Below are 18,610 nucleotides of genomic sequence, written 5' to 3'. Positions count from 1 at the left end.
CGTCATGCGGCCGCCAGGTCGAATGGCAGCTTGCGCAGGCGCTTGCCCGTCAGCGCGAACAGCGCATTGGCGAAGGCGGGCGCCAATGGCGGCACGCCCGGTTCGCCCATGCCCGTTGGCGCGTCGCCCGATGGCACCAGGTGCACCTCGATCACCGGCATGTCTTGCATGCGCGGTACGGGGTAGTCGCCGAAGTTCTGCTGCTCCACCACGCCATCCTTGAGCGTGATGGCCGCACCGGGGATGGTCATGCCCAGCGCCATCAGCGCGGCTCCCTGTACTTGCGCCTCGATCGTCAAGGGGTTGACGGCCAGGTTGCAATGCACGCCGGCCCATACCTGGTGCAGCTTGGGCGCACCTTCCACCACGGAAGCCGTCACCACGTAGGCGACGACGGAATTGAACGATTCATGCATGGCCACGCCCCAGGCCTGCCCTTTCGGCAGCTTCTTCTTGCCATAGCCGGACTTGGCCACGGCCAGGTCCAGCGCGGCGATGTGGCGCGTGTGCCTGGCGTCGATCAGCTGCTTGCGGTAGGCGACGGGGTCCATCTTCGCCACGTGCGCCGCCTCGTCGATCAGGGTTTCCATGACGAAGGCCGTATGCGTCGAGCCGACGGAGCGCCACCACAGCACGGGCACGTTCGCCTTGGCCGTGTGCACGGACAGCTTCATCGGCAGGGTGTACGGCTCGCCCATGCCTTCGACCATGGTGCCGTCGACGCCATTTTTCACCATGAAGGCTTCGAATGGCGTGCCGGCCATGATGGACTGGCCCACGATGGTGTGGTCCCAGGCAAGGATTTTCCCTTTGGCGTCGAGACCGATCTGCGCGCGGTGCACATGCGACGGCCGGTAGTAGCCGCCCTTGATGTCATCCTCGCGGCTCCACATCAGCTTTAAGGGGCCGCTCTTGCCCGCCGCCCTGTATGCCTTGGCGACGTTGACGGCTTCGACCACATAATCGGACGAGGGCACGGCGCGCCGGCCAAAGCCGCCGCCAGCCATCATGGTGTGCAGCGTCACCTGCCCGGGTTTCAGGCCGGAAGTAGCCGCAATGGCCGCCTGGTCGCCGGTCTGGAATTGCGAGCCCACCCACATCGTGCATTTGTCCGCTTGCAGGTCGACGACGCAGTTGAGCGGCTCCATCGGCGCGTGCGCCAGGTAGGGGAACTCGTACACGGCTTCGATCTTTTTCGGCGCCTTGGCCAGCTTGCCCATGTCGGCAGGTTTGGCGATGGTGCCCGGCGTTTTCGCCAGCGCCTTGAAGGCGGCCAGCTGCTTGTCGCTGCTGACCTTTTCCACGGCGCTCGTATCCCACTCGATCACCAGCGCGTCGCGTCCTTGCTTGGCTGGCCAGTAGCCGTCGGCGATGACGGCCACGCCGCTGCCGCCACGATCGGTCTTCACTTCCAGCACCTCGAGCACGCCCTTGATGGCTTTCGCCTTGCTGGCGTCGAATTTCGCCACCTTGGCGCCAAACACGGGTGGGCGCGCCACCATGGCCACTTTCGCGCCGGGCGGCTTGAAATCGATGCCGAACAGCTGTTTTCCCGTGGACTTGGCGGCCGCGTCGAGGCGTTTCACGGGTTTGCCGATGATGACAAATTCGCGCGGGTCTTTCAGCTTGACGGAGGTAGGCACGGGTTGGCGCATGGCCGCGTCGGCAAACTCGCCATACGTCGCCTTTTGTCCGCCAGGGCCATACAGCACGCCCTTGGCGGCACGCACCTGGTCGGGACTGACCTTCCACTGCGCGGCAGCGGCGCCCACCAGCATGGCGCGCGCCTTGGCGCCGATTTCGCGGTACTGAGTAAACGAGTGGGCGATGCTGCCCGAACCGCCCGTCATCTGCATGCCATAGGCGGCATCCTTGTACTGCTCGCCGGCCGGCGCCAGGGCGCCGTGCACCAGGCTCCAGTCGGCGTCGAGTTCCTCGGCGATCAGCATGGGCAAGCTCGTTTGCACGCCCTGGCCGAATTCCAGCCGGTTCACCTGCACCGTCACCGAATTATCGGGAGCGATGTGCAAGAAGGCGTTCGGCGCATACACGGGCTTGGCGGGCGCGGCATCGGCCGCCTGCGCCAGCTTGCCTGCGCCAGGCAGGAAAAAGCCCAGCATCAAGCCGCCGCCGGCCGCCGCGCCGGCCTTCATGAAACCGCGCCGCGACACGCCATCGGCAACGGCCACCGGCGCCGATGCCAGCGCCGCGCCCAGGGTCACCCCGCCATGCTGCAATGCTTCCTGATTCAACCATTCGATACGCATGTCGCTCTCCTCAGGCCAGGGTCTTGGCCGCGTCCTTGATGGCTGCGCGGATCCGTTGATAGGTGCCGCAGCGGCAGATATTGCCGCTCATGGCGCCGTCGATGTCGGCATCGCTGGGCGCCTTGTTGGTGCGCAGCAGCGCCGTGGCGCTCATCACCTGGCCGCTTTGACAGTAGCCGCATTGCGGCACGTCGTGGCGTACCCATGCCGCCTGCACGGCCTTGCCCACCTGGTCGTTTTCCATCGCTTCGATGGTGGTGATTTTTTGCGCGCCCACCGAGGAAATCGGCGTGATGCAGGAGCGGATAGGCTGGCCGTCGAGGTGCACCGTGCAGGCCCCGCACAGGGCCGCGCCGCAACCGAATTTGGTGCCCGTCATATTCAGGTTATCGCGCAGCGCCCACAGGATGGGCGTGGAAGGATCGGCGTCGACCTGCGTGTCGCGTCCGTTGATATTCAAGGTAATCATCTGCTGCTTCTCCTTTTTTGAATTGTTATGGCGTCTACAAACAACACTTGATGATACGACAGCGGAAAAAAGTGCAAAAAAAAGCGCGCCTTGCGAGGGCGCGCCGTCCAGCCTTCCTGGCGACAGCCCGGATTACTTAATGGTCGAGAATTTCTGTTCCAGCGTCTTCGCATCGACCGCGCCCGGAATGCGGCTGCCGTCGGCAAAGAAGATGGCTGGCGTGCCCGAGACGCGCAATTGCTGGCCCAGGGCCAGGATTTTTTCATGCGGGTTGGCGCAGGTGGCGGCCACCGTGGCCGGCGCCTTGCCGTTCAACATCCAGTCATCCCATGCCTTGTTGCGGTCCGGCGCGCACCACACATTGCGCGACTTGACGATGGAATCGGGCGACAGGATGTTGTACATGAAGGTGTAGACGGTGACGTTGTCGATTTCCTTCAGCGCGTTCTGGCGGAAACGCTTGCAATAGCCGCAGTTCGGGTCTTCGAACACGGCGATCACGCGCTTGCCATTACCCTTGACGGTCTTCATGGCGGAATCGAGCGGCAAGTCGGAGAACTTGATGCGATTGACTTCGTCGAGGCGCACCTTGGTCAGGTCTTGCGACGTCTTGGCGTCGAAGACGTGGCCGACGAACAGGTATTGCGCGGCTTTATCCGTGTACAGGATGTCGCCGCCCGTGCGCACTTCGTACAGGCCGCCGTATGGGGTTTCCTTGACCGAATCGACCTTGGCGCCTTCGCCCAGGCGCGGCTCGATCAGCTTTTTGATGTTCGCTTCCGTCGGCGTTTCCGCGCCGGCGCACGACATCATCAGGCCCGAGGCGAGTACCAATGCGATTCTGCTCATTTTTATCACTATCACTTCTCCACTTGAAACGCCTGGCGGGACTGGCCTCTGGTCCGGCGTCATGATCTCTTTGACAAAACGATCGCCGCAGACCAGCTGCGGCGACCTTGAATTTTCACACCTGCCATTATCCGGCGATATCTTAAGATTCGCTGATATTTACTGATGTCCCAATGCGTGCGCAATCATTTTTCGCTTCAGGGCCGGCAATTTATCCAGCAAGTTTAATCCCAAATTGCGAACCACGCGCAACGGTTCCAGATCGGCGCCAAATAATCGCGCCAGGCCATCGGTCGCCAGCTGCATCAGCAGCACGTCTTCCTTGCGCGCGCGCGCATAGCGGGCCAGCACGCGCTCGTCGCCGATGCCGCGGTGCGCTTCGCGTTCGCTGATCGTCTTGACCAGCTGCGCCACGTCGGCAAAACCCAGGTTCATGCCGTGGCCCGCCATCGGGTGCACCACGTGGGCGGCGTCGCCGACCAGGGCCACGCGCGGCGCCACCATGGCGTGCGGGCGCATCAGGGTCAGGGGAAATGCGCGCACCAGCTCCGGCTGCAGCGGCGTGAGCTTGCCCAGTTTATCGTGGCAATAGGCGGCCAGGCGCGCGGCCAGGGCGTCGGCCGATTCGGCCATCAAGGTATCGGCCAGCGCATCGGGCGCCGACCAGACCAGCGAAACGCGGTCGCCCGGCAGCGGCAGCAGCGCGACGATGCCTTCGCTGCCCGTGAACCACTGGTGGGCAGCGCCATGGTGCGGCTTTTCGCAGGCGAAGTTGCTGACCACGCCGCGCTGGCCATACGAGCGGTAATCGAGCCCGATATCGCACTGGCCCCGCACCCACGACTGGGCGCCGTCCGCGCCCACCACCAGCGCGCAGGTGATGGTGTCGCCGCCATCGAGGTGCACGATGGCCGAATCATTCGTCCATTCCAGGCGGCTGGCCCGGCCCTGCAGCACGCTGACGTTCGGCGCGAACTTGAGGGCTGCGTCCAGCGCCTGGCCCAGGTTGCGGTCTTCGATGATCCACGCCAGCGTGCCCACATGGGCGCCGTAGGCGTCGAAACCGAGTCCCCCCGCCTGCGCGCCATCGCCGTTGACCAGCATGGCGTCAACGGGCGCCACCCTGTCGGCCGCGAGTGCGCCCCACACCTTCAGCGACGACAGCAACTGGTGCGCCGTATTATTGAGCGCATACACGCGCACGTCCCAGCTGGCTTCGACCGGCTTGGCGGCCGAAGCGGGGGCGGGGGCGGGGGCGGGGGCGGGCGGGCTCACCGGGGATAACAGGGTGACGCTTTGTCCTGCCTGGGCAAGCGCCAGCGCCGTGGTTTTCGCGATGGCGCCGTTGCCGACGATGCAAACGTCGCTGTGGCTGTGCATGAAGCGCCGCATGGTAGGGGGAGTGGGACTGTTCATGCGGCCATTATAGCGTTTGCCCCACCCTTTTCAGATAGTCCGGAAGTACAGAACGCGTGCCCCAGATCAAGCGGTGCCATGAAAGACGGGCAGCACGTGGTCCGCGATCTCCTGCATCGTCTCGGCCAGCGGGCGGCGGTTCTGCCGCAGCTGCAAGCCGATATGCCGCACGCCTGCCGCGCGCATGGCGTGCAGCTCCGCGATCAGGCCATGGCGCCCCGTGCGGCCGCCGAAACGAAAACGCTGCAGCGGCAGGTTCGGATCTTCGTCCAGATCCAGGTGGATGAAGCTGACATACGGCTTGTCATCGCCGGCCACGGCGCGCCATTGCGCCGAGCGCCGCGCATGGTCGTCCGGCGTGCCCGGATAGGCGAGCCAGCCATCCATCTGCGCGCCGATCCACGCGGGCGACTGCTGCGCCAGCCCCGCCACCAGCAGGGGCAAGGGCGCGGCTGGCTTGGGCAGCAAACGGACGCCTGGCGGCAGACGCGTCTCGCCCCAGTCGCGCAGCATGGCGACCTGCTCGCGGAAGGCCGCGCCGCGCTGCTCGAAATCGCGGCCAAACACGGGATACTCGACGGGCCGGTCACCGCTGGCCACGCCCAATAGCAAACGCCCGCCGCTCAACTGGTCCACGCTGGCCGCCGCTTTTAACGTCAACACGGGCTCGCGCAGCGGCAGCACCACGGCGGCCGTGCCCAGCAAGATGTTCCCGGTGATGCCGGCCAGGTAGCCCAGGTAGGTAAATACCTCGAAGACCTGGGCCGCGTCGCCGAACGACGGGTCGTACAAAGGCACGTCGCGCAGCCACAGGGCCCTGAAACCGAGGCGGTCGGCCAGCTTCGCCAGCGCCGCGTGCTGTTTCAGGTCCGGTTCGCCCGGCATGCGGCCGGAGACCGCATTCGCCTGGCGCCCCGTGGACGACCAGTCGTTATCGAGCGGCAGTTCCAGGGCGATGCTGAAACCGCCCTGCCCCAGCTTTGTCATGGCGCCCATCTCAATCCCACTGCGGCGCCAGGCCGTCCGGGTTGGCCAGGCGTTCGCCCCGTTCCAGGGTCGCCATCTGCGCCATCTCGTCCGGCGACAGGGTGATGCGCTGGAAATGCAGGTTCGCTTCCAGGTTGGCACGTTTCGTCGACGAGGGGATCACGGCAAAGCCCTGCTGCAGCGACCAGCTCAGGGCCACTTGCGCCGGCGTCACGCCGTGCTTCGCGGCGATGGCGGCGATCACGGGGTCCGCCATCACCTTGCCATAGGCGAGCGGCATGTAGGCCGTGATGTGGATGCCCTGGCTGCGCACAAAATCGATGACCTGGCGGTTTTGCAGAAACGGATGGATCTCGATCTGCTGCGTGGCGATTTCTGCCGCACCCACCGTATCGATGGCTTGCTGCAGCTGCGCATTCGTAAAATTCGATACGCCGATGGCCTTGGTCAGCCCCTGCGCCTTGGCCTCCGCCAGCGCCGCCATGTATTCGGTGACGGGAATCGCGTCCTGCGGCGACGGCCAGTGGATCAGCGTTAAATCCAGCTGCTCCAGCTGCAGCTTGTGCAGGCTGTCTTTCAAGCTGGGAATGAGTTTGTCGCGCCGCAAGCTCTCGATCCAGATCTTGGTGGTGACGAACAGTTCGTCGCGCGGGACGGGGCTGGCGGCGATGGCCTGGCCCACTTCGGCTTCATTGCCGTAGATTTGCGCCGTGTCGATATGGCGGTAGCCGACGTCCAGGCCCGTGGCGACGGAATCGATGACGACCTGTCCCTGCAGACGGAAAGTGCCCAGGCCGATTTCAGGGATGGCGGTGTGATGGGTGGTGGAGTTCATGCGGTAATCCTCTCAAGTCAGTAACGATGACCACACTATGCGCCCATCCTTTGTTGAGAAAAATACCGTTTATATCAAATCATATTTGACCCGTAGGCAAGTAAGGTGTTGCCTATGCAGAAAATCGGGGAAAAGTCACAGCCGGCTCTTGCATTCCCGTTTTGGTCTGCTATAATTCGCCACCTTGGCCTGGTAGCTCAGTCGGTAGAGCAGAGGATTGAAAATCCTTGTGTCGGTGGTTCGATTCCGCCCCGGGCCACCAAGAATTCGTTTTACATTCAAAAACGCCACCTTCGGGTGGCGTTTTTGTTTGTGGACTGCGCCAATTCACCGCAGCATCCCCCTCTTCCGGCCGCATGCCGGCATCCTCCCCTCATCCGATACGGTATTTCCCCTCCAGCGCATGGCCCGGCGGCCTGACGCGAGACGCCAGTACCCCGATACCGGCAGATATTCCCCATGGGAAACATGTTAAAATTAAATAAACATTAACACCGGCATCAAGGATGATGAAAATGAAAAAATGGTTCTTGCTGGCTGCCACCAGCGCACTTGCCGGCATGGGCACGGCACAGGCCACGCAAGTGGCAGAGCAAGTGAAAAGCCCATCGGGCGCAACGCCTCAGGAACAGAAGAGTGCCGTCCTCCACAGGCCATGGGAACGAAAGGTGGAGGGGGAGAAATTTTCCATGGAGATGCTCGACAGCGACCGCCTCGATCCGGCGTATCCAGGCTTGCCGCTGGGCGCGGTCATCGAGGCAGTCAAAAAATTTGTGCGCGAGAAAAAGGGGGAGTTTGAATCGACGGCTGACTACAAGCGCAGAATGGCGGCAGCGCTGAACGAAAAAGTGGTGGCGGATTCGAGCTTGAATGATGCACTGGCCTTTGTTGTTTCCGTCAAAAAAGACGGAGCATATTCCGTTGGCATTGGGTACGATTTCAATGCGGATACGGGAAAAGTGAAGCTGTATGTCTTTCCCCGCACACGAGACTTGAATGGCATCGGCGCGCCGGACTATGACATCAACAAGCCTTCCTATAAAGGACTGGACCAATTTGACTTGAGTTCCAAATTGAACTCGAAAGGCCGTTATAAAGGACGCAGCACCTATCGCGGCTACTATCCCATTGAAGAAACGTACACATCCACGATGGGCGTTGCCGTCAATCGCATCCCATTCCTGGATATTGACCGGGGCTACACCCAATACATAAAACCTGCATTCCAGTTTACGCTGGAAAATGCCGTCGCGGCAAAAGAATTGCCGGTCTTGAAGGCGATGATCGTGATGCAGCTGGCATCGCCTTACATTGCCTACGACTACAAGTCGTCCGATTCAACACCACAACAAATCGACGTGACTACGACAGATAGAGTATTTCTTACTGGGAATATCTTGGGCATCGTTTTTTACTCCGGCATCACTGGCGAAATCCTGGGGCGATTACCAGCGTCATTTGGCCTGCCTGCTGCCAGGCAAGCCACGAATGAGAGAAGCGCGCCCGCAGCGCAGTAATGGTAACTGTCCAGATACCGGCCTAGCCTTGCATCTCCCCGTGCCTTGCTTGCGCCGGGTAACAGAATTTGCCGCGCCAATAAAAACGCCAACCTTCGGGTTGGCGTTTTTATTGAATCGAGCAAGGCTGCCGGCTGCGGCCAGCCCCGTCGTTCTTACCACATCAAATCATCGGGAATCTGGAACGCCGCATACGGATCGTCCTCGTCCACTTCCGTGCTGGCCTGTTTGACGCGCACGACGATGGCGGGGTCGCGTTCGGCGATCTTGTCGGCGATGATGCGCGGCACCAGTTCCACGGCGCCGCCCAGGCAGATGATGACCAGGCGGCCCGCCACCAGGTGGGCCTGCACGGCCGCCGTCACGTAGATGCGCTCGATCTTGTTGTTGAACGTGAAGTTATACGGTACGTCGCCGTTGTTGCCCTTGCTCTGGCGGTTCTTTTGCACCATTTGCGCGATCTGCGCCACGATGGCCTTCTGGTTGGCGGCCGCGTCGCGCTGGGCGTTCAGTTCGCGCGCGCGTTCCGCGTTCTTGCGCTGGGTCTCGAGCGCGGCCAGGCGCACTTCGTCGACGCTTTGCGTGCCGCTCTTGCGCTCGTCCTTTTTTTGCTTGCTCTTGTCCTGGTTGGCCAGTTTGACCTTCTTCTTGTCGACCAGGCCGGCCTTTAAAAACTGCTCTTGCAACGAGACCATAACTACTCCGTATTGAGGGTGCGCCGGCCAAGGCAGCGGCATCGGCCGGTGGAAAGTCGCTAGCATAGCAAAAAACAGGGGGGCTGCCGCCGCAAGATGGCTGCCCGGGGCAGCCGGCAGGTTCCTGGCGCCGGCCAGTAACAAAAAGACACACTCGATTGCAAATTTTGTTGATAAATGTCATATAGTTAGTTACGTTCTGCATATCGGCATTGCCTGCCGGTTGCACGTCCCCTTCCACTGACTGCGTCTACAAGGATTTGCCATGAAACAATTATTCGCCCTCTGCATCGCCGCCGCGTTTGCCAGTACCGCCTTTGCCGCCGCGCCGGAAGCGGCGCCCGCCGCCAAGACGGCCCAACAGTCAAAAATGACGACCTGCAATGCGGACGCCGCCGGCAAGAAAGGCGATGAGCGCAAGGCGTTCATGAAGGAATGCCTGAGCGCCAAGCCGGCGCCGGCCATGACGCAGCAAAACAAGATGAAGGCATGCAATGTCGACGCCAAGGACATGAAGGGCGATGCCCGCAAGGCTTTCATGAAGGAATGCCTGAGCGCGCCGAAAAAATAAGCGCCTCGTCTGCTTGCCCCACAACGCCAGCATCATGCTGGCGTTTTTTTTCACGGCGATGCGTAGGCCTGCATGAGCCGGTCAAGGAAACCGAACAGCTTGCCGTTCATGGCCTGCCAGTCGTGGGCGCGCAGGGTCGCTGGCTGCTGCACGAAGCGGTGCGACTCCAGCGTGGCCAGTTCCGTTTCTGAGGCGGCGATCAGCAGGTCGACCACCTCCGGCGTGAACTCCATATGACACTGGAATCCGTACACCAGATTGCCGTATTCGACGATCTGGCGGGGGCAGCCTTCGCTGTGGGCGATGACCTTCGCGCTGTCAGTCAGGCCCGGCATGTCGCTATGCCAATGTCCGGTCTCCAGGACATCGCCGAAATGGGCGAACTTGTCGTTCGCCTGTCCTTCTCGCGTCAGCATGATGGGGAACTTGCCGATCTCCTTTTCAGGGCTGTGCGCATGGCGCGCTCCCAGGGCCGCGCCGATCAGCTGCGCCCCCAGGCAGACGCCGACGACCGCCTTGCCCGCCGCGGCACATGCGGCGATCAAGGCCTGTTCGGCCGCGGCGTCGAAATGCGGGCATTCCTCGCGCGTCGTCGACGGCGACTGCGGTCCGCCCATGACGACCAGCAGGTCGATGTCCGCGATGGACGGGGGCAGCGGTTCATGGGCGTGGACGCGGGAATACGTGGCTGCGTAGCCGCGCTCGCGTACCCATGTCTCGTAGGCGCCCGGCGCCTCGAACGCTTCATGCACGATGAAATGGACTTTCATGATGTTCCCTTTCTGTGGCGAGGAATTAAAAAACTATGGCCGGCCCAGCACCTGGGCCAGCACGCCGGCGAACGCCTGCGCATGCGCTGCGTCCATGGTCGATACGGTGATCCGCAAGCCCTGCGCCGGCGCCTGCACACCGAAGGCTTCGCCGCCGCGCACCAGCCAGCCATGCCGGGCCAGCGCCAGCACGGCCGCCTGGCTGCCGCCCGGCAGCGGCAGCCACAGGTTCAGTCCATCGGCAGGACTGGCGCCAACCAAGCCTTGCGCCGCCAGCGCATCGGCCAGGATGCCGCGGCGGCGCGCATAGTCGGCGCGGGCCAAGGCCACCTGCGCGGACACTTCCGGTGACGACAGGCAGGCGCTCACGGCATCCTGCAGGAGATGGCTGACCCAGTTCGTGCCGGGCGCCAGGCGCAGGCGCAGGCGCTGGGCGGTCTGCCCGTCGCTGGCGACAACGGCCAGGCGCAGGTCGGGGCCGAAGATCTTCGATACCGAACGGATCAGCGCCCAGCGCCGGGCAGCATGGGGAATCACGTCCTGGTGGCTGGCGACGGACAGCAGCGAGAAATGGTCGTCGATGATGACCAGCACGTGCGGGTAAGCGGCCAGCACCGCGCGCAGCTGGTCCGCGCGCGCCGCGCTCAGGCTGCATCCGGTGGGATTGTGCGCACGCGGCGTCACGATGACGGCTTGCGCGCCTTGCGCCAGCACCCGTTCCAGCGCCTCGGCCTGCATGCCCTCGGCATCGACAGCCACGCCAACGGCGTGCAGCCCGGCGATGCGCAAGGTGTTGATGCTGCTGACGAAGCACGGGTCTTCCACGGCCACCTTGTCGCCCGCGACCAGATACGCGGCCAGCAGGCGCTCCACCGCATCGACCGCCCCATTCGTCAGGGTGATGTCGTGGCCCTCAGGGCAATCGCCGGCCATCCAGCGCCGCGCCAGGGCTTCCAGCTCCGGATCCAGCGTGGCTTCGCCATACAGGCGCGGGCGGTATGGCTTGCGCGCCAGGGCCGCGCCGACATCGGGCAGCCAGGCAAGGTTAGGATTGCCGCCGCCCAGGTCGGCCAGCGGCGAGCCGGGCAACAGGCCTTCCTGCTCGCCGGGATCGCGCTGTGCGCGGATGGCCGTGCCCAATCGCCCTTGCGTGACCGCGATCCCGGCCGTCACCAGGCGCTTGTACGCCAGCGACACGGTATTGCGGTTGACGCCCAAGGTCGCGGCCAGTTCGCGCACGGTCGGCAACTCCTGGCCCGGCGCCAGTTCGCCCGCCTGCGTCAGAGCACGGATGCTGTCGAACAGCTCCGCAGCGGTTTTCCCTGCAATCCTCATGATAGTCTCAGACATGATATATTTTGGCATAGGACAATCATACATCACTGCGGCGACTCCTGCCGCTCATAAGGCTGACACAAGGCTGACACATGAACAATGACACTCCCCTGCTCACTGCGACCATGCACGCGCAGCATGGGCGCTGGCCGCAAGCCGTGTCGGTGGACGACTTCCGCCGCAATCTGGCCGCCGTGCACGCGCGCATGGCCGCCGCATGCCAGCGGGTCGGCCGCGATCCGGCCGGCGTGCGCCTGCTGCCCGTCAGCAAGACCAAGCCCGAGGCGAGCCTGCGCCTGGCCTACGCCGCGGGTTGCCGCATGCTGGGAGAAAACAAGCCGCAGGAGGCAGGTCGCAAGTGGGAAGCGATGGCGGACCTGGGCGACCTGCAATGGTCGGTGATCGGCCATTTGCAGACCAACAAGGCCAAGCTGGTGGCGCGCTTTGCCAGCGAATTCCAGGCTCTCGACAGCCTGCGCGTGGCCGAGGCGCTGGAACGGCGCCTGCAAGCGGCAGGACGAGGGCTCGATGTGTTCGTGCAAGTGAACACATCGGGAGAAGCCAGCAAGTACGGCTTGCCGCCGGACGAGGTGGCCGCTTTCCTGCGCGAGCTGCCCGCCTTCCCGGCGCTGCGGGTACGCGGACTCATGACATTGGCGCTGTTGTCGGCGGAAGCCGTGCGCGTGCGCCGCTGCTTCGTTCTGCTGCGCACATTGCGCGACCGGCTGCGCCAGGATGTTCCCGATGGCATCGGCCTCGACGAGCTGTCGATGGGCATGTCCGGCGACTATGAAATCGCCATTGAAGAAGGCGCCACCGTCGTGCGGGTCGGCCAGGCCATCTTCGGCGCACGGGATACGCCAGATAGCCACTACTGGCCCACGGCGGAAAAGGAATAGACGGCCCGATGCGCCCTGCGGGTAGTCGCGCAGTCAATCATATCGAATGATCAAGATGACATGCAGAACGATACCGCGTAATATTTTTACCATACTGCTCAGCTCGGCAGCACAGCTCCTTGGGGAAAGGACGGCAGCGTGGCCGCGTCAAACGATCTCGCGCACTGGCGCGGACAGATTTTTGCGCGCCTGCTGCAGGCGGTGCTGCTGCTTGGCATCGTCACTGCCATTCCCAGCGCCCTGCTGGCGGCGCGCGAAGCTATCTGGTCCATAGTCGCCCTCGACGTGCTGGCCATCGGCTGGGTCGGCCTCATCTGGCATCTGCGCGCCATGCCCTACCGCTGGCGCGTGTGGCAATTCCTCATCGTCGCCTACCTGGTGGGCGTGGGCCTGCTGCTGAAAATCGGCCCCGTCAGCCAGATCTACATGATGCTCATGCCCGTGCTGGCGGCCCTGCTGCTGGGGATGCGGCCAGCCTTGTCGACCCTGGCCCTGACTTCGCTGACCATTTTTTTCCTCGGCCTGCATCCCGACGTGGAGCTGCAATTGCGCGGCGTGCCCGACTCCCCCGTGCTGCGCGCGCTGATCGTGGCCCTGAACTTCCTGTTCATCGCCGCCGTGCTGACCCTCTCCTGCGCTTTCCTGCTGCGCCACCTGGAGCGCAGCAGCCAGGCCCTGTCGCAGCTGAACGCCGATCTGCGCCTGACGGCCACGGCGCTGGCCCGCCTGAACGACATGGTGATGCTCGCCGAAGTGGCCGATGCCCCGCCAGGCGCGGGTGCGGCGCCGGCCACGCGCATCATCTTCGTCAACGACGCCTTCGAGCGCAGCAGCGGCTATGCGCGCGCCGAGGTGCTGGGCCGCAGCCTGCTGTTCCAGCAAGGCCCCGACACCGATGCGGGCGAACTGGCGCGCATCGCCGCCGCCATGGCCCGCGCCCAGCCGGCACGCGCGGAATTGCTCAATTACAACAAGGCCGGCAAGGCGTACTGGGTCGAAGCGGAACTGGTGCCGTTCACGGATGCGGACGGCAGGCAGACGCACTGGGTGGCCGTCGAGCGCGAAATCGACGAGCGCAAGAAATCGGAAGCGGACATCCACCGCCTGGCCTTCTACGACGTGCTCACGGGCCTGCCCAACCGGCGCCTGCTGATGGACCGCATCGGCCACCTGCTGGCCGCCGCGCCGCGCGGCCATACCATCAGTGCGCTGATGTTCATCGACCTCGACCACTTCAAGCACATCAACGACGCGCGCGGCCACGCCACCGGCGACGCGCTGCTGCGCCTGGCCGGCGAACGGCTGGCGCAGTTGATGCGCAAGGCCGACACGGTGGCGCGCATCGGCGGCGACGAATTCGTCGTGCTGCTGGCGCACCTGGCCGATGACCTGCACAACGCCGCCCGCGCGGCGGCCCAGGTGGCCGAGAAAATCCGCGCCGCCATCGCGCGCGACTTCGAGATCGAAGGGCAGTCCTATCATTGCAGCGCCAGCATCGGCGTGACCCTGCTGCCGAAAGCGGGCCAGCAGGCGCACGACCTGCTGCGCGAAGCGGACATCGCCATGTACCGGGCCAAGGCGGAAGGACGCAACGGCATCGCCTTCTTTGAAGCGGCCATGCAGGCGGGCGTAGAACGCCGCCTGACCCTGGAAAGGACACTCGCGCGCGCCCTCGATGCCAGTGAATTATGCATGCACGTGCAGCCGCAGGTCGACCGCCATGGCCGGGTGACGGGCGCCGAACTGCTGATGCGCTGGCCGCAGGCGGACGGCGGCCATATCGCTCCCGCCATCTTCATCCCCATCGCCGAGGAATCTGGGCTGATCGTCAAGCTGGGCCACTGGGCCCTGCGCGAAGCGTGCCGCGCCGCCGCCATGCTGGCGCGGGCCGGATCGCCTGTCGCCCTGTCCGTGAATGTGAGTCCGGCCCAGTTTCGCCAGCCCGATTTTGCCGCCCGCGTGCAGGCCGCGCTGGCCGAACACGGCACGCCGGCCGGCGCCCTGATCCTGGAACTGACGGAAGGCTTGCTGATCGACCAGCGCGACGCCTCGCTGGCGCGCATGCGCGAACTGGCGGCCCTGGGCATCCGCTTTTCCATCGACGATTTCGGCACCGGCTATTCCAGCCTCGCCTACCTGACGTCGATGCCGCTGTACGAACTCAAGATCGACAAGCGCTTCATCGACGACACGCCGCACGATGCGCGCGACACGGCCATCGTGCAAGCGATCCTGGCCATGGCGCGCCACCTGGGCTTGCGCGTCGTGGCCGAAGGCGTGGAAACGCAGGAGCAGGCCGACTTCCTGATCGCCCACGATTGCGACGGCTTGCAGGGCTACCTGTATGCGCGGCCGATGCCGCTCGATGACTTTCTCGCCTGGCTGGCCCAGCGCCAAGCTTAGCTTTCCGACATTTCCTGCACGAAACTCCTCCGCTAGAATACCGGCCTCATAGCCTGTACCTTCACCATCCCCTTTGATTAAAGTGATCCCCGATGCGTCTGGTTCTTCCCCTGCTGCTCACCCTGATAGCCGCCGCCCTGCCCGCCGCGCATGCGGCCCCATCCACCACCACCCCCACGCCGATCACGCTGGACCAGGCCATGGCCGACCCCGACTGGATCGGCACGCCCGTCGAAGCGGCATGGTGGGGCTGGAATGGCCAGCTCTACTACAAGCAAAAACGCCTCGGCTCGCCCCTGCGCGACACGTATCAATTGCCAGGCGCAAACGCCAAACTGAATAGCGGCAAGAAGGTCGACGATGCGCAGCTGGCCAATCTCGATGGCCAGCAGATGGTCGTCAACCGCTCCGGCACGCGCGCCATCCTGCTGCGCAACGGCGACTTGTTCGAGCGCGACCTGAAAAGCGGCGCCTTGACGCAAATCACGCGCGGCGTCTCGGCCATCAGCGACCCGCAATATTCCGCCGACGGCGCCGCCGTGCAATACCGCAGCGGCACCGACTGGTTCAGCTGGAGCCGCGCGGAGCGCCTGAGCGCCCCCGTCGCCCTGCTGCGCGCCGCCAAGGACCCGGACGCCACACCGGAAGCGGACGCCCTGCGCGACCTGCAGCTGCGCCTGATCGTCAACCTGGCGCGCCAGAAGCAAGACCGCGACGCGAGCCGCGAACGCCGCCATGAAGAGCGCCGCCTGGACGCCACGCGCGCGCCGGAACCGATCTACCTGGGCGACAAAGTCACCATTTCCGGCAGCGCCCTGTCGCCGGACGGCCGCTGGCTGTTGTTCGTCACGCAAGACAAGGCGGCCGAAAAGGGCAAGCTGGGCAAACTGGCCCGCTACGTGACGGAAACGGGCTACCCGGACGTCGATGACGAGCGCACGCGCGTGGGCCGCAACATGCCGATCGCGCAAAGCCTGAAGCTGGCCGACCTGCGCACGGGCACCGTGCGCGAGATCGCCTTTGACAGCCTGCCCGGCATCGCCACCGACCCGCTGGCCAGTCTGCGCGCCGAACAGAAGCTGCCGCCCCTTAAAGGCAACCGTGCCGTGCGCATCGACGCCCAGCGCGACGGCATCGCCTGGACCGATGACGGCAGCAAGGTGGCCGTGCGCATCCGCGCCGTCGACAACAAGGATGGCTGGCTCGCCAACGTCGACCTGGCCAACGCCGCCCTCGTGCCCGTGCACCGCATCAGCGACACGGCCTGGGTCAACCGCCGCGCCGACGAATTCGGCTGGCTGCCCGACAACACCACCCTGTGGTATCTGTCCGAGGAAAGCGGCTACGCCCACCTGTACACGAAGACGGGCGCGGCCCCGGCACGCGCGCTGACCAGCGGCCAGTGGGAAGTGAGCGCCGTCGAATGGAGCCGCGACGGCAAGCATGCCTATTTCATGTGCAACCGGCAGGCGCCCGGCACGTATGAAGTGTGCGCCAGCACGGCCAGGGAAGGCGGCGCGCGCGAAGTGACGAATTTGAAAGGCGTGGAAAACTTCGGCCTGTCGCCCGATAACGGCAAGCTGCTGCTGCGCTATTCGACCAGCTATATGCCGGCCCAGCTGGCGACGGTTGCCGTCGCGGGCGGCAAGGCCAGTATCCTGACCGATACGCGCAGCGACGCCTTCAAGGCGCGCAACTGGGTCATGCCGGAACTGGTGCAAGTACCGTCCACGCATGGCGCGGCGCCGATCTGGGCCAAGCTGTACCGCCCGGCGCAGCTGGAAGCGGGCAAGCGCTATCCGATCGTCATGTTCGCGCACGGCGCCGGCTACCTGCAAAACGTGACCCAGCGCTATCCCGTCTATTTCCGCGAACAGATGTTCCACAACCTGCTGGTCGAGCAAGGCTACATCGTGCTCGACGTCGACTACCGCGCCTCGCTCGGTTACGGCAGCGCCTGGCGCACGGCCATCTACCGCCAGATGGGCCACCCGGAACTGGAAGATTTTGTCGACGGCGCCAACTGGCTGGCGCAGCAGCACCAGGGCGACATCCGGAACGTGGGCATCTATGGCGGCAGCTATGGCGGCTTCATGAGCCTGATGGCACTGATGCGCGCACCGGAAATCTTCAAGTCCGGCGCCGCCCTGCGTCCCGTGACGGACTGGACCACGTACAACCACGAGTACACGGCGAATATCCTGAACACGCCGGACATCGATCCGCAAGCCTATAAAATCTCGTCGCCGATCGAATACGCGGACAAGCTGACGGGCAACCTCCTGATCGCCCACGGCATGATCGACGACAACGTGTTTTACCAGGACTCCGTGCGCCTGTCGCAGCGCCTGATCGAACTGAAAAAGGATAACTGGGAAATGGCCAGCTACCCCATGGAGCGCCATGGCTTCGTGCAGCCGGAAGCGTGGTATGACGAGTACCGCCGGATTTATCAGTTGTTCCAGCGCACGTTGAAGTAAACGAAGCAATCACAATGCCCGCTAGACGCGGGCATTGTTTTAACCCCACCGCAAAAAAACCGGGGTCGGACCCTGAGGGTCCGACCCCAGCCTTGCTGGCGGGTTGACAATCACTCAGTCAAACGGCACGGGCCGTGGCGTCGTGTCCGACGATGGTGGCAGGATCGGCAGCACGAGGTGCGGCTGCTTGCCCGTCAGGGTTTTCAGGAAGGCCACCAGCTTGGCGTTTTCATCGGGCGTGAAGGTGCGGCCCAGCTGCAGGCGGCCCATCACGTCGACGGCTTGCGTCAACGTCGCCGCTTCGCCATCGTGGAAGTAGGGATACGTCAGTTCCACGTTGCGCAAGGTCGGCACCTTGAAATTGAAGCGGTCCGCATCCTTGCCCGTCACGGCCGAGCGTCCCTGCGCCGTCATCGCCGTTTTATACGGTTCCACCACGCCCATCTTCTGGAAGGTATTGCCGCCCACGGCCGGGCCGTTATGACAGGCGATGCAGCCGCTCGATTTAAATAACTGGTAGCCGGCCAGCTCGTCTTTCGTCAGCGCGCTTTTTTTGCCCGACAGCCATTGATCGAAACGGGAACCGGGCGTCACCAGCACCTCTTCAAAGGCGGCGATGGCGCGCGTGACTTGCTCGATGGTCAGCTTATCCTGGCCAAACACTTGCCGGAACTCCGCGCGGTAGGCGGGAATCGAGGCCAGCACGTCGATGGCCAGCTCGTGCGTAAAAGCCATTTCGCCGGGATTGGCGATGGGACCGCCCGCCTGCTCCTGCAAATCCTTGGCGCGGCCATCCCAGAATTGCGCCACATTCATGCTGGAATTGAGCACCGTGGGCGAATTGATGGGGCCGCGCTGCCAGTTGTGGCCGATCGAGGTCTTGATATTGTCCGTGCCGCCCATGCTCAGGTTGTGGCAGCTATTACAGGAAATAAAGCCCGAGCGCGACAGGCGGGGATCGAAAAACAGCTTCTTGCCTAATTCGACCATGGCCGGATTGGCGATCTTGGCGGCGGTGATGGGCTGGATCGGCTCCTTGTCGGCGGCATGCAGGACGCCGCCAAAGGCCAGGCTGGTGATGAAGAGAAAGGGTGAGAGGGTGCGGCGCATAATCTAA

The 18,610-nt window shown here is 64.0% G+C and carries 15 protein-coding genes and 1 tRNA gene; 6 read left to right on the top strand and 10 right to left on the bottom strand.

The annotated features are described in order from the left end of the window. Positions 1-2 precede the first annotated feature (2 nt). The 6 genes from LSO07_RS04345 to dkgB all read right to left on the bottom strand — a co-directional run bounded on the left by LSO07_RS04345 (position 3) and on the right by dkgB (position 6,823). Positions 3-2,267 carry a xanthine dehydrogenase family protein molybdopterin-binding subunit gene (locus tag LSO07_RS04345; protein ID WP_151092483.1) on the bottom strand — a complete coding sequence of 755 codons (2,265 nt, stop codon included), beginning with the start codon at positions 2,265-2,267 and terminating at the stop codon, positions 3-5. A gap of 10 nt (positions 2,268-2,277) precedes the next feature. After that, entirely contained in the window at positions 2,278-2,736 is a 459-nt protein-coding gene (locus LSO07_RS04340) for a (2Fe-2S)-binding protein (RefSeq protein ID WP_034753534.1), read from the bottom strand. A gap of 132 nt (positions 2,737-2,868) precedes the next feature. Beyond that, the gene (locus LSO07_RS04335; RefSeq protein ID WP_034785648.1) at positions 2,869-3,585 is read right to left on the bottom strand and encodes a DsbC family protein; all 717 of its coding nucleotides are present in this window, start codon (positions 3,583-3,585) and stop codon (positions 2,869-2,871) included. Positions 3,586-3,744: 159 nt separating this feature from the next. Beyond that, positions 3,745-5,001 (bottom strand): FAD-dependent monooxygenase, encoded by a 1,257-nt coding sequence (locus tag LSO07_RS04330; RefSeq protein WP_225317176.1) that lies wholly within the window; start codon positions 4,999-5,001, stop codon positions 3,745-3,747. Positions 5,002-5,067: 66 nt separating this feature from the next. Next, the gene (locus tag LSO07_RS04325) at positions 5,068-5,997 is read right to left on the bottom strand and encodes a TIGR03571 family LLM class oxidoreductase (RefSeq protein WP_151092481.1); all 930 of its coding nucleotides are present in this window, start codon (positions 5,995-5,997) and stop codon (positions 5,068-5,070) included. Position 5,998: 1 nt separating this feature from the next. Beyond that, positions 5,999-6,823 carry a 2,5-didehydrogluconate reductase DkgB gene (gene dkgB, locus LSO07_RS04320; protein WP_151092479.1) on the bottom strand — a complete coding sequence of 275 codons (825 nt, stop codon included), beginning with the start codon at positions 6,821-6,823 and terminating at the stop codon, positions 5,999-6,001. Positions 6,824-7,009: 186 nt separating this feature from the next. Here dkgB and LSO07_RS04315 point away from each other — a divergent pair. After that, positions 7,010-7,085, top strand: a tRNA-Phe gene (locus LSO07_RS04315). Between the two features lie 253 nt (positions 7,086-7,338). Then, a complete protein-coding gene (locus LSO07_RS04310) occupies positions 7,339-8,340 on the top strand; it encodes a hypothetical protein (protein ID WP_151092477.1) in 1,002 nt (333 codons plus the stop codon). Positions 8,341-8,495: 155 nt separating this feature from the next. Here LSO07_RS04310 and LSO07_RS04305 read toward each other — a convergent pair whose 3' ends face one another. Next, on the bottom strand, positions 8,496-9,035 hold the full coding sequence (locus LSO07_RS04305; protein WP_034784389.1) for a DUF2058 domain-containing protein: 540 nt from the start codon (positions 9,033-9,035) through the stop codon (positions 8,496-8,498). A 265-nt stretch (positions 9,036-9,300) separates the two neighbouring features. On the opposite strand from LSO07_RS04305, the gene LSO07_RS04300 reads away from it, so the two are divergent. Beyond that, positions 9,301-9,606: a PsiF family protein gene (locus LSO07_RS04300; RefSeq protein ID WP_034784390.1), complete on the top strand. Its 306-nt coding sequence runs from the start codon at positions 9,301-9,303 to the stop codon at positions 9,604-9,606. A gap of 50 nt (positions 9,607-9,656) precedes the next feature. Here LSO07_RS04300 and LSO07_RS04295 read toward each other — a convergent pair whose 3' ends face one another. Both LSO07_RS04295 and ptsJ read right to left on the bottom strand, forming a co-directional pair. Continuing rightward, positions 9,657-10,376: a glutamine amidotransferase-related protein gene (locus LSO07_RS04295; RefSeq protein ID WP_151092475.1), complete on the bottom strand. Its 720-nt coding sequence runs from the start codon at positions 10,374-10,376 to the stop codon at positions 9,657-9,659. A gap of 33 nt (positions 10,377-10,409) precedes the next feature. Continuing rightward, positions 10,410-11,711 (bottom strand): MocR-like B6 salvage transcription factor PtsJ, encoded by a 1,302-nt coding sequence (gene ptsJ, locus LSO07_RS04290; protein WP_151092473.1) that lies wholly within the window; start codon positions 11,709-11,711, stop codon positions 10,410-10,412. Between the two features lie 92 nt (positions 11,712-11,803). Between ptsJ and LSO07_RS04285 the strand changes: the two genes are divergently transcribed. The 3 genes from LSO07_RS04285 to LSO07_RS04275 all read left to right on the top strand — a co-directional run bounded on the left by LSO07_RS04285 (position 11,804) and on the right by LSO07_RS04275 (position 17,493). Beyond that, entirely contained in the window at positions 11,804-12,610 is an 807-nt protein-coding gene (locus LSO07_RS04285; RefSeq protein ID WP_151092471.1) for a YggS family pyridoxal phosphate-dependent enzyme, read from the top strand. Positions 12,611-12,748: 138 nt separating this feature from the next. Next, a complete protein-coding gene (locus LSO07_RS04280; RefSeq protein WP_151092469.1) occupies positions 12,749-15,013 on the top strand; it encodes a putative bifunctional diguanylate cyclase/phosphodiesterase in 2,265 nt (754 codons plus the stop codon). A 92-nt stretch (positions 15,014-15,105) separates the two neighbouring features. Then, positions 15,106-17,493 (top strand): S9 family peptidase, encoded by a 2,388-nt coding sequence (locus LSO07_RS04275; protein WP_151092467.1) that lies wholly within the window; start codon positions 15,106-15,108, stop codon positions 17,491-17,493. Positions 17,494-17,607: 114 nt separating this feature from the next. On the opposite strand, the gene LSO07_RS04270 is transcribed toward LSO07_RS04275, so the two are convergent. Then, positions 17,608-18,603, bottom strand: a complete 996-nt coding sequence (locus LSO07_RS04270) for a cytochrome-c peroxidase (RefSeq protein WP_151092464.1) — start codon at positions 18,601-18,603, stop codon at positions 17,608-17,610. Positions 18,604-18,610: the final 7 nt, after the last annotated feature.

Source organism: Janthinobacterium sp. PLB04 (genome assembly GCF_021165895.1).
GTDB lineage: Bacteria > Pseudomonadota > Gammaproteobacteria > Burkholderiales > Burkholderiaceae_D > Janthinobacterium > Janthinobacterium lividum.
This window is presented reverse-complemented; position numbering and strand designations above follow the sequence as displayed.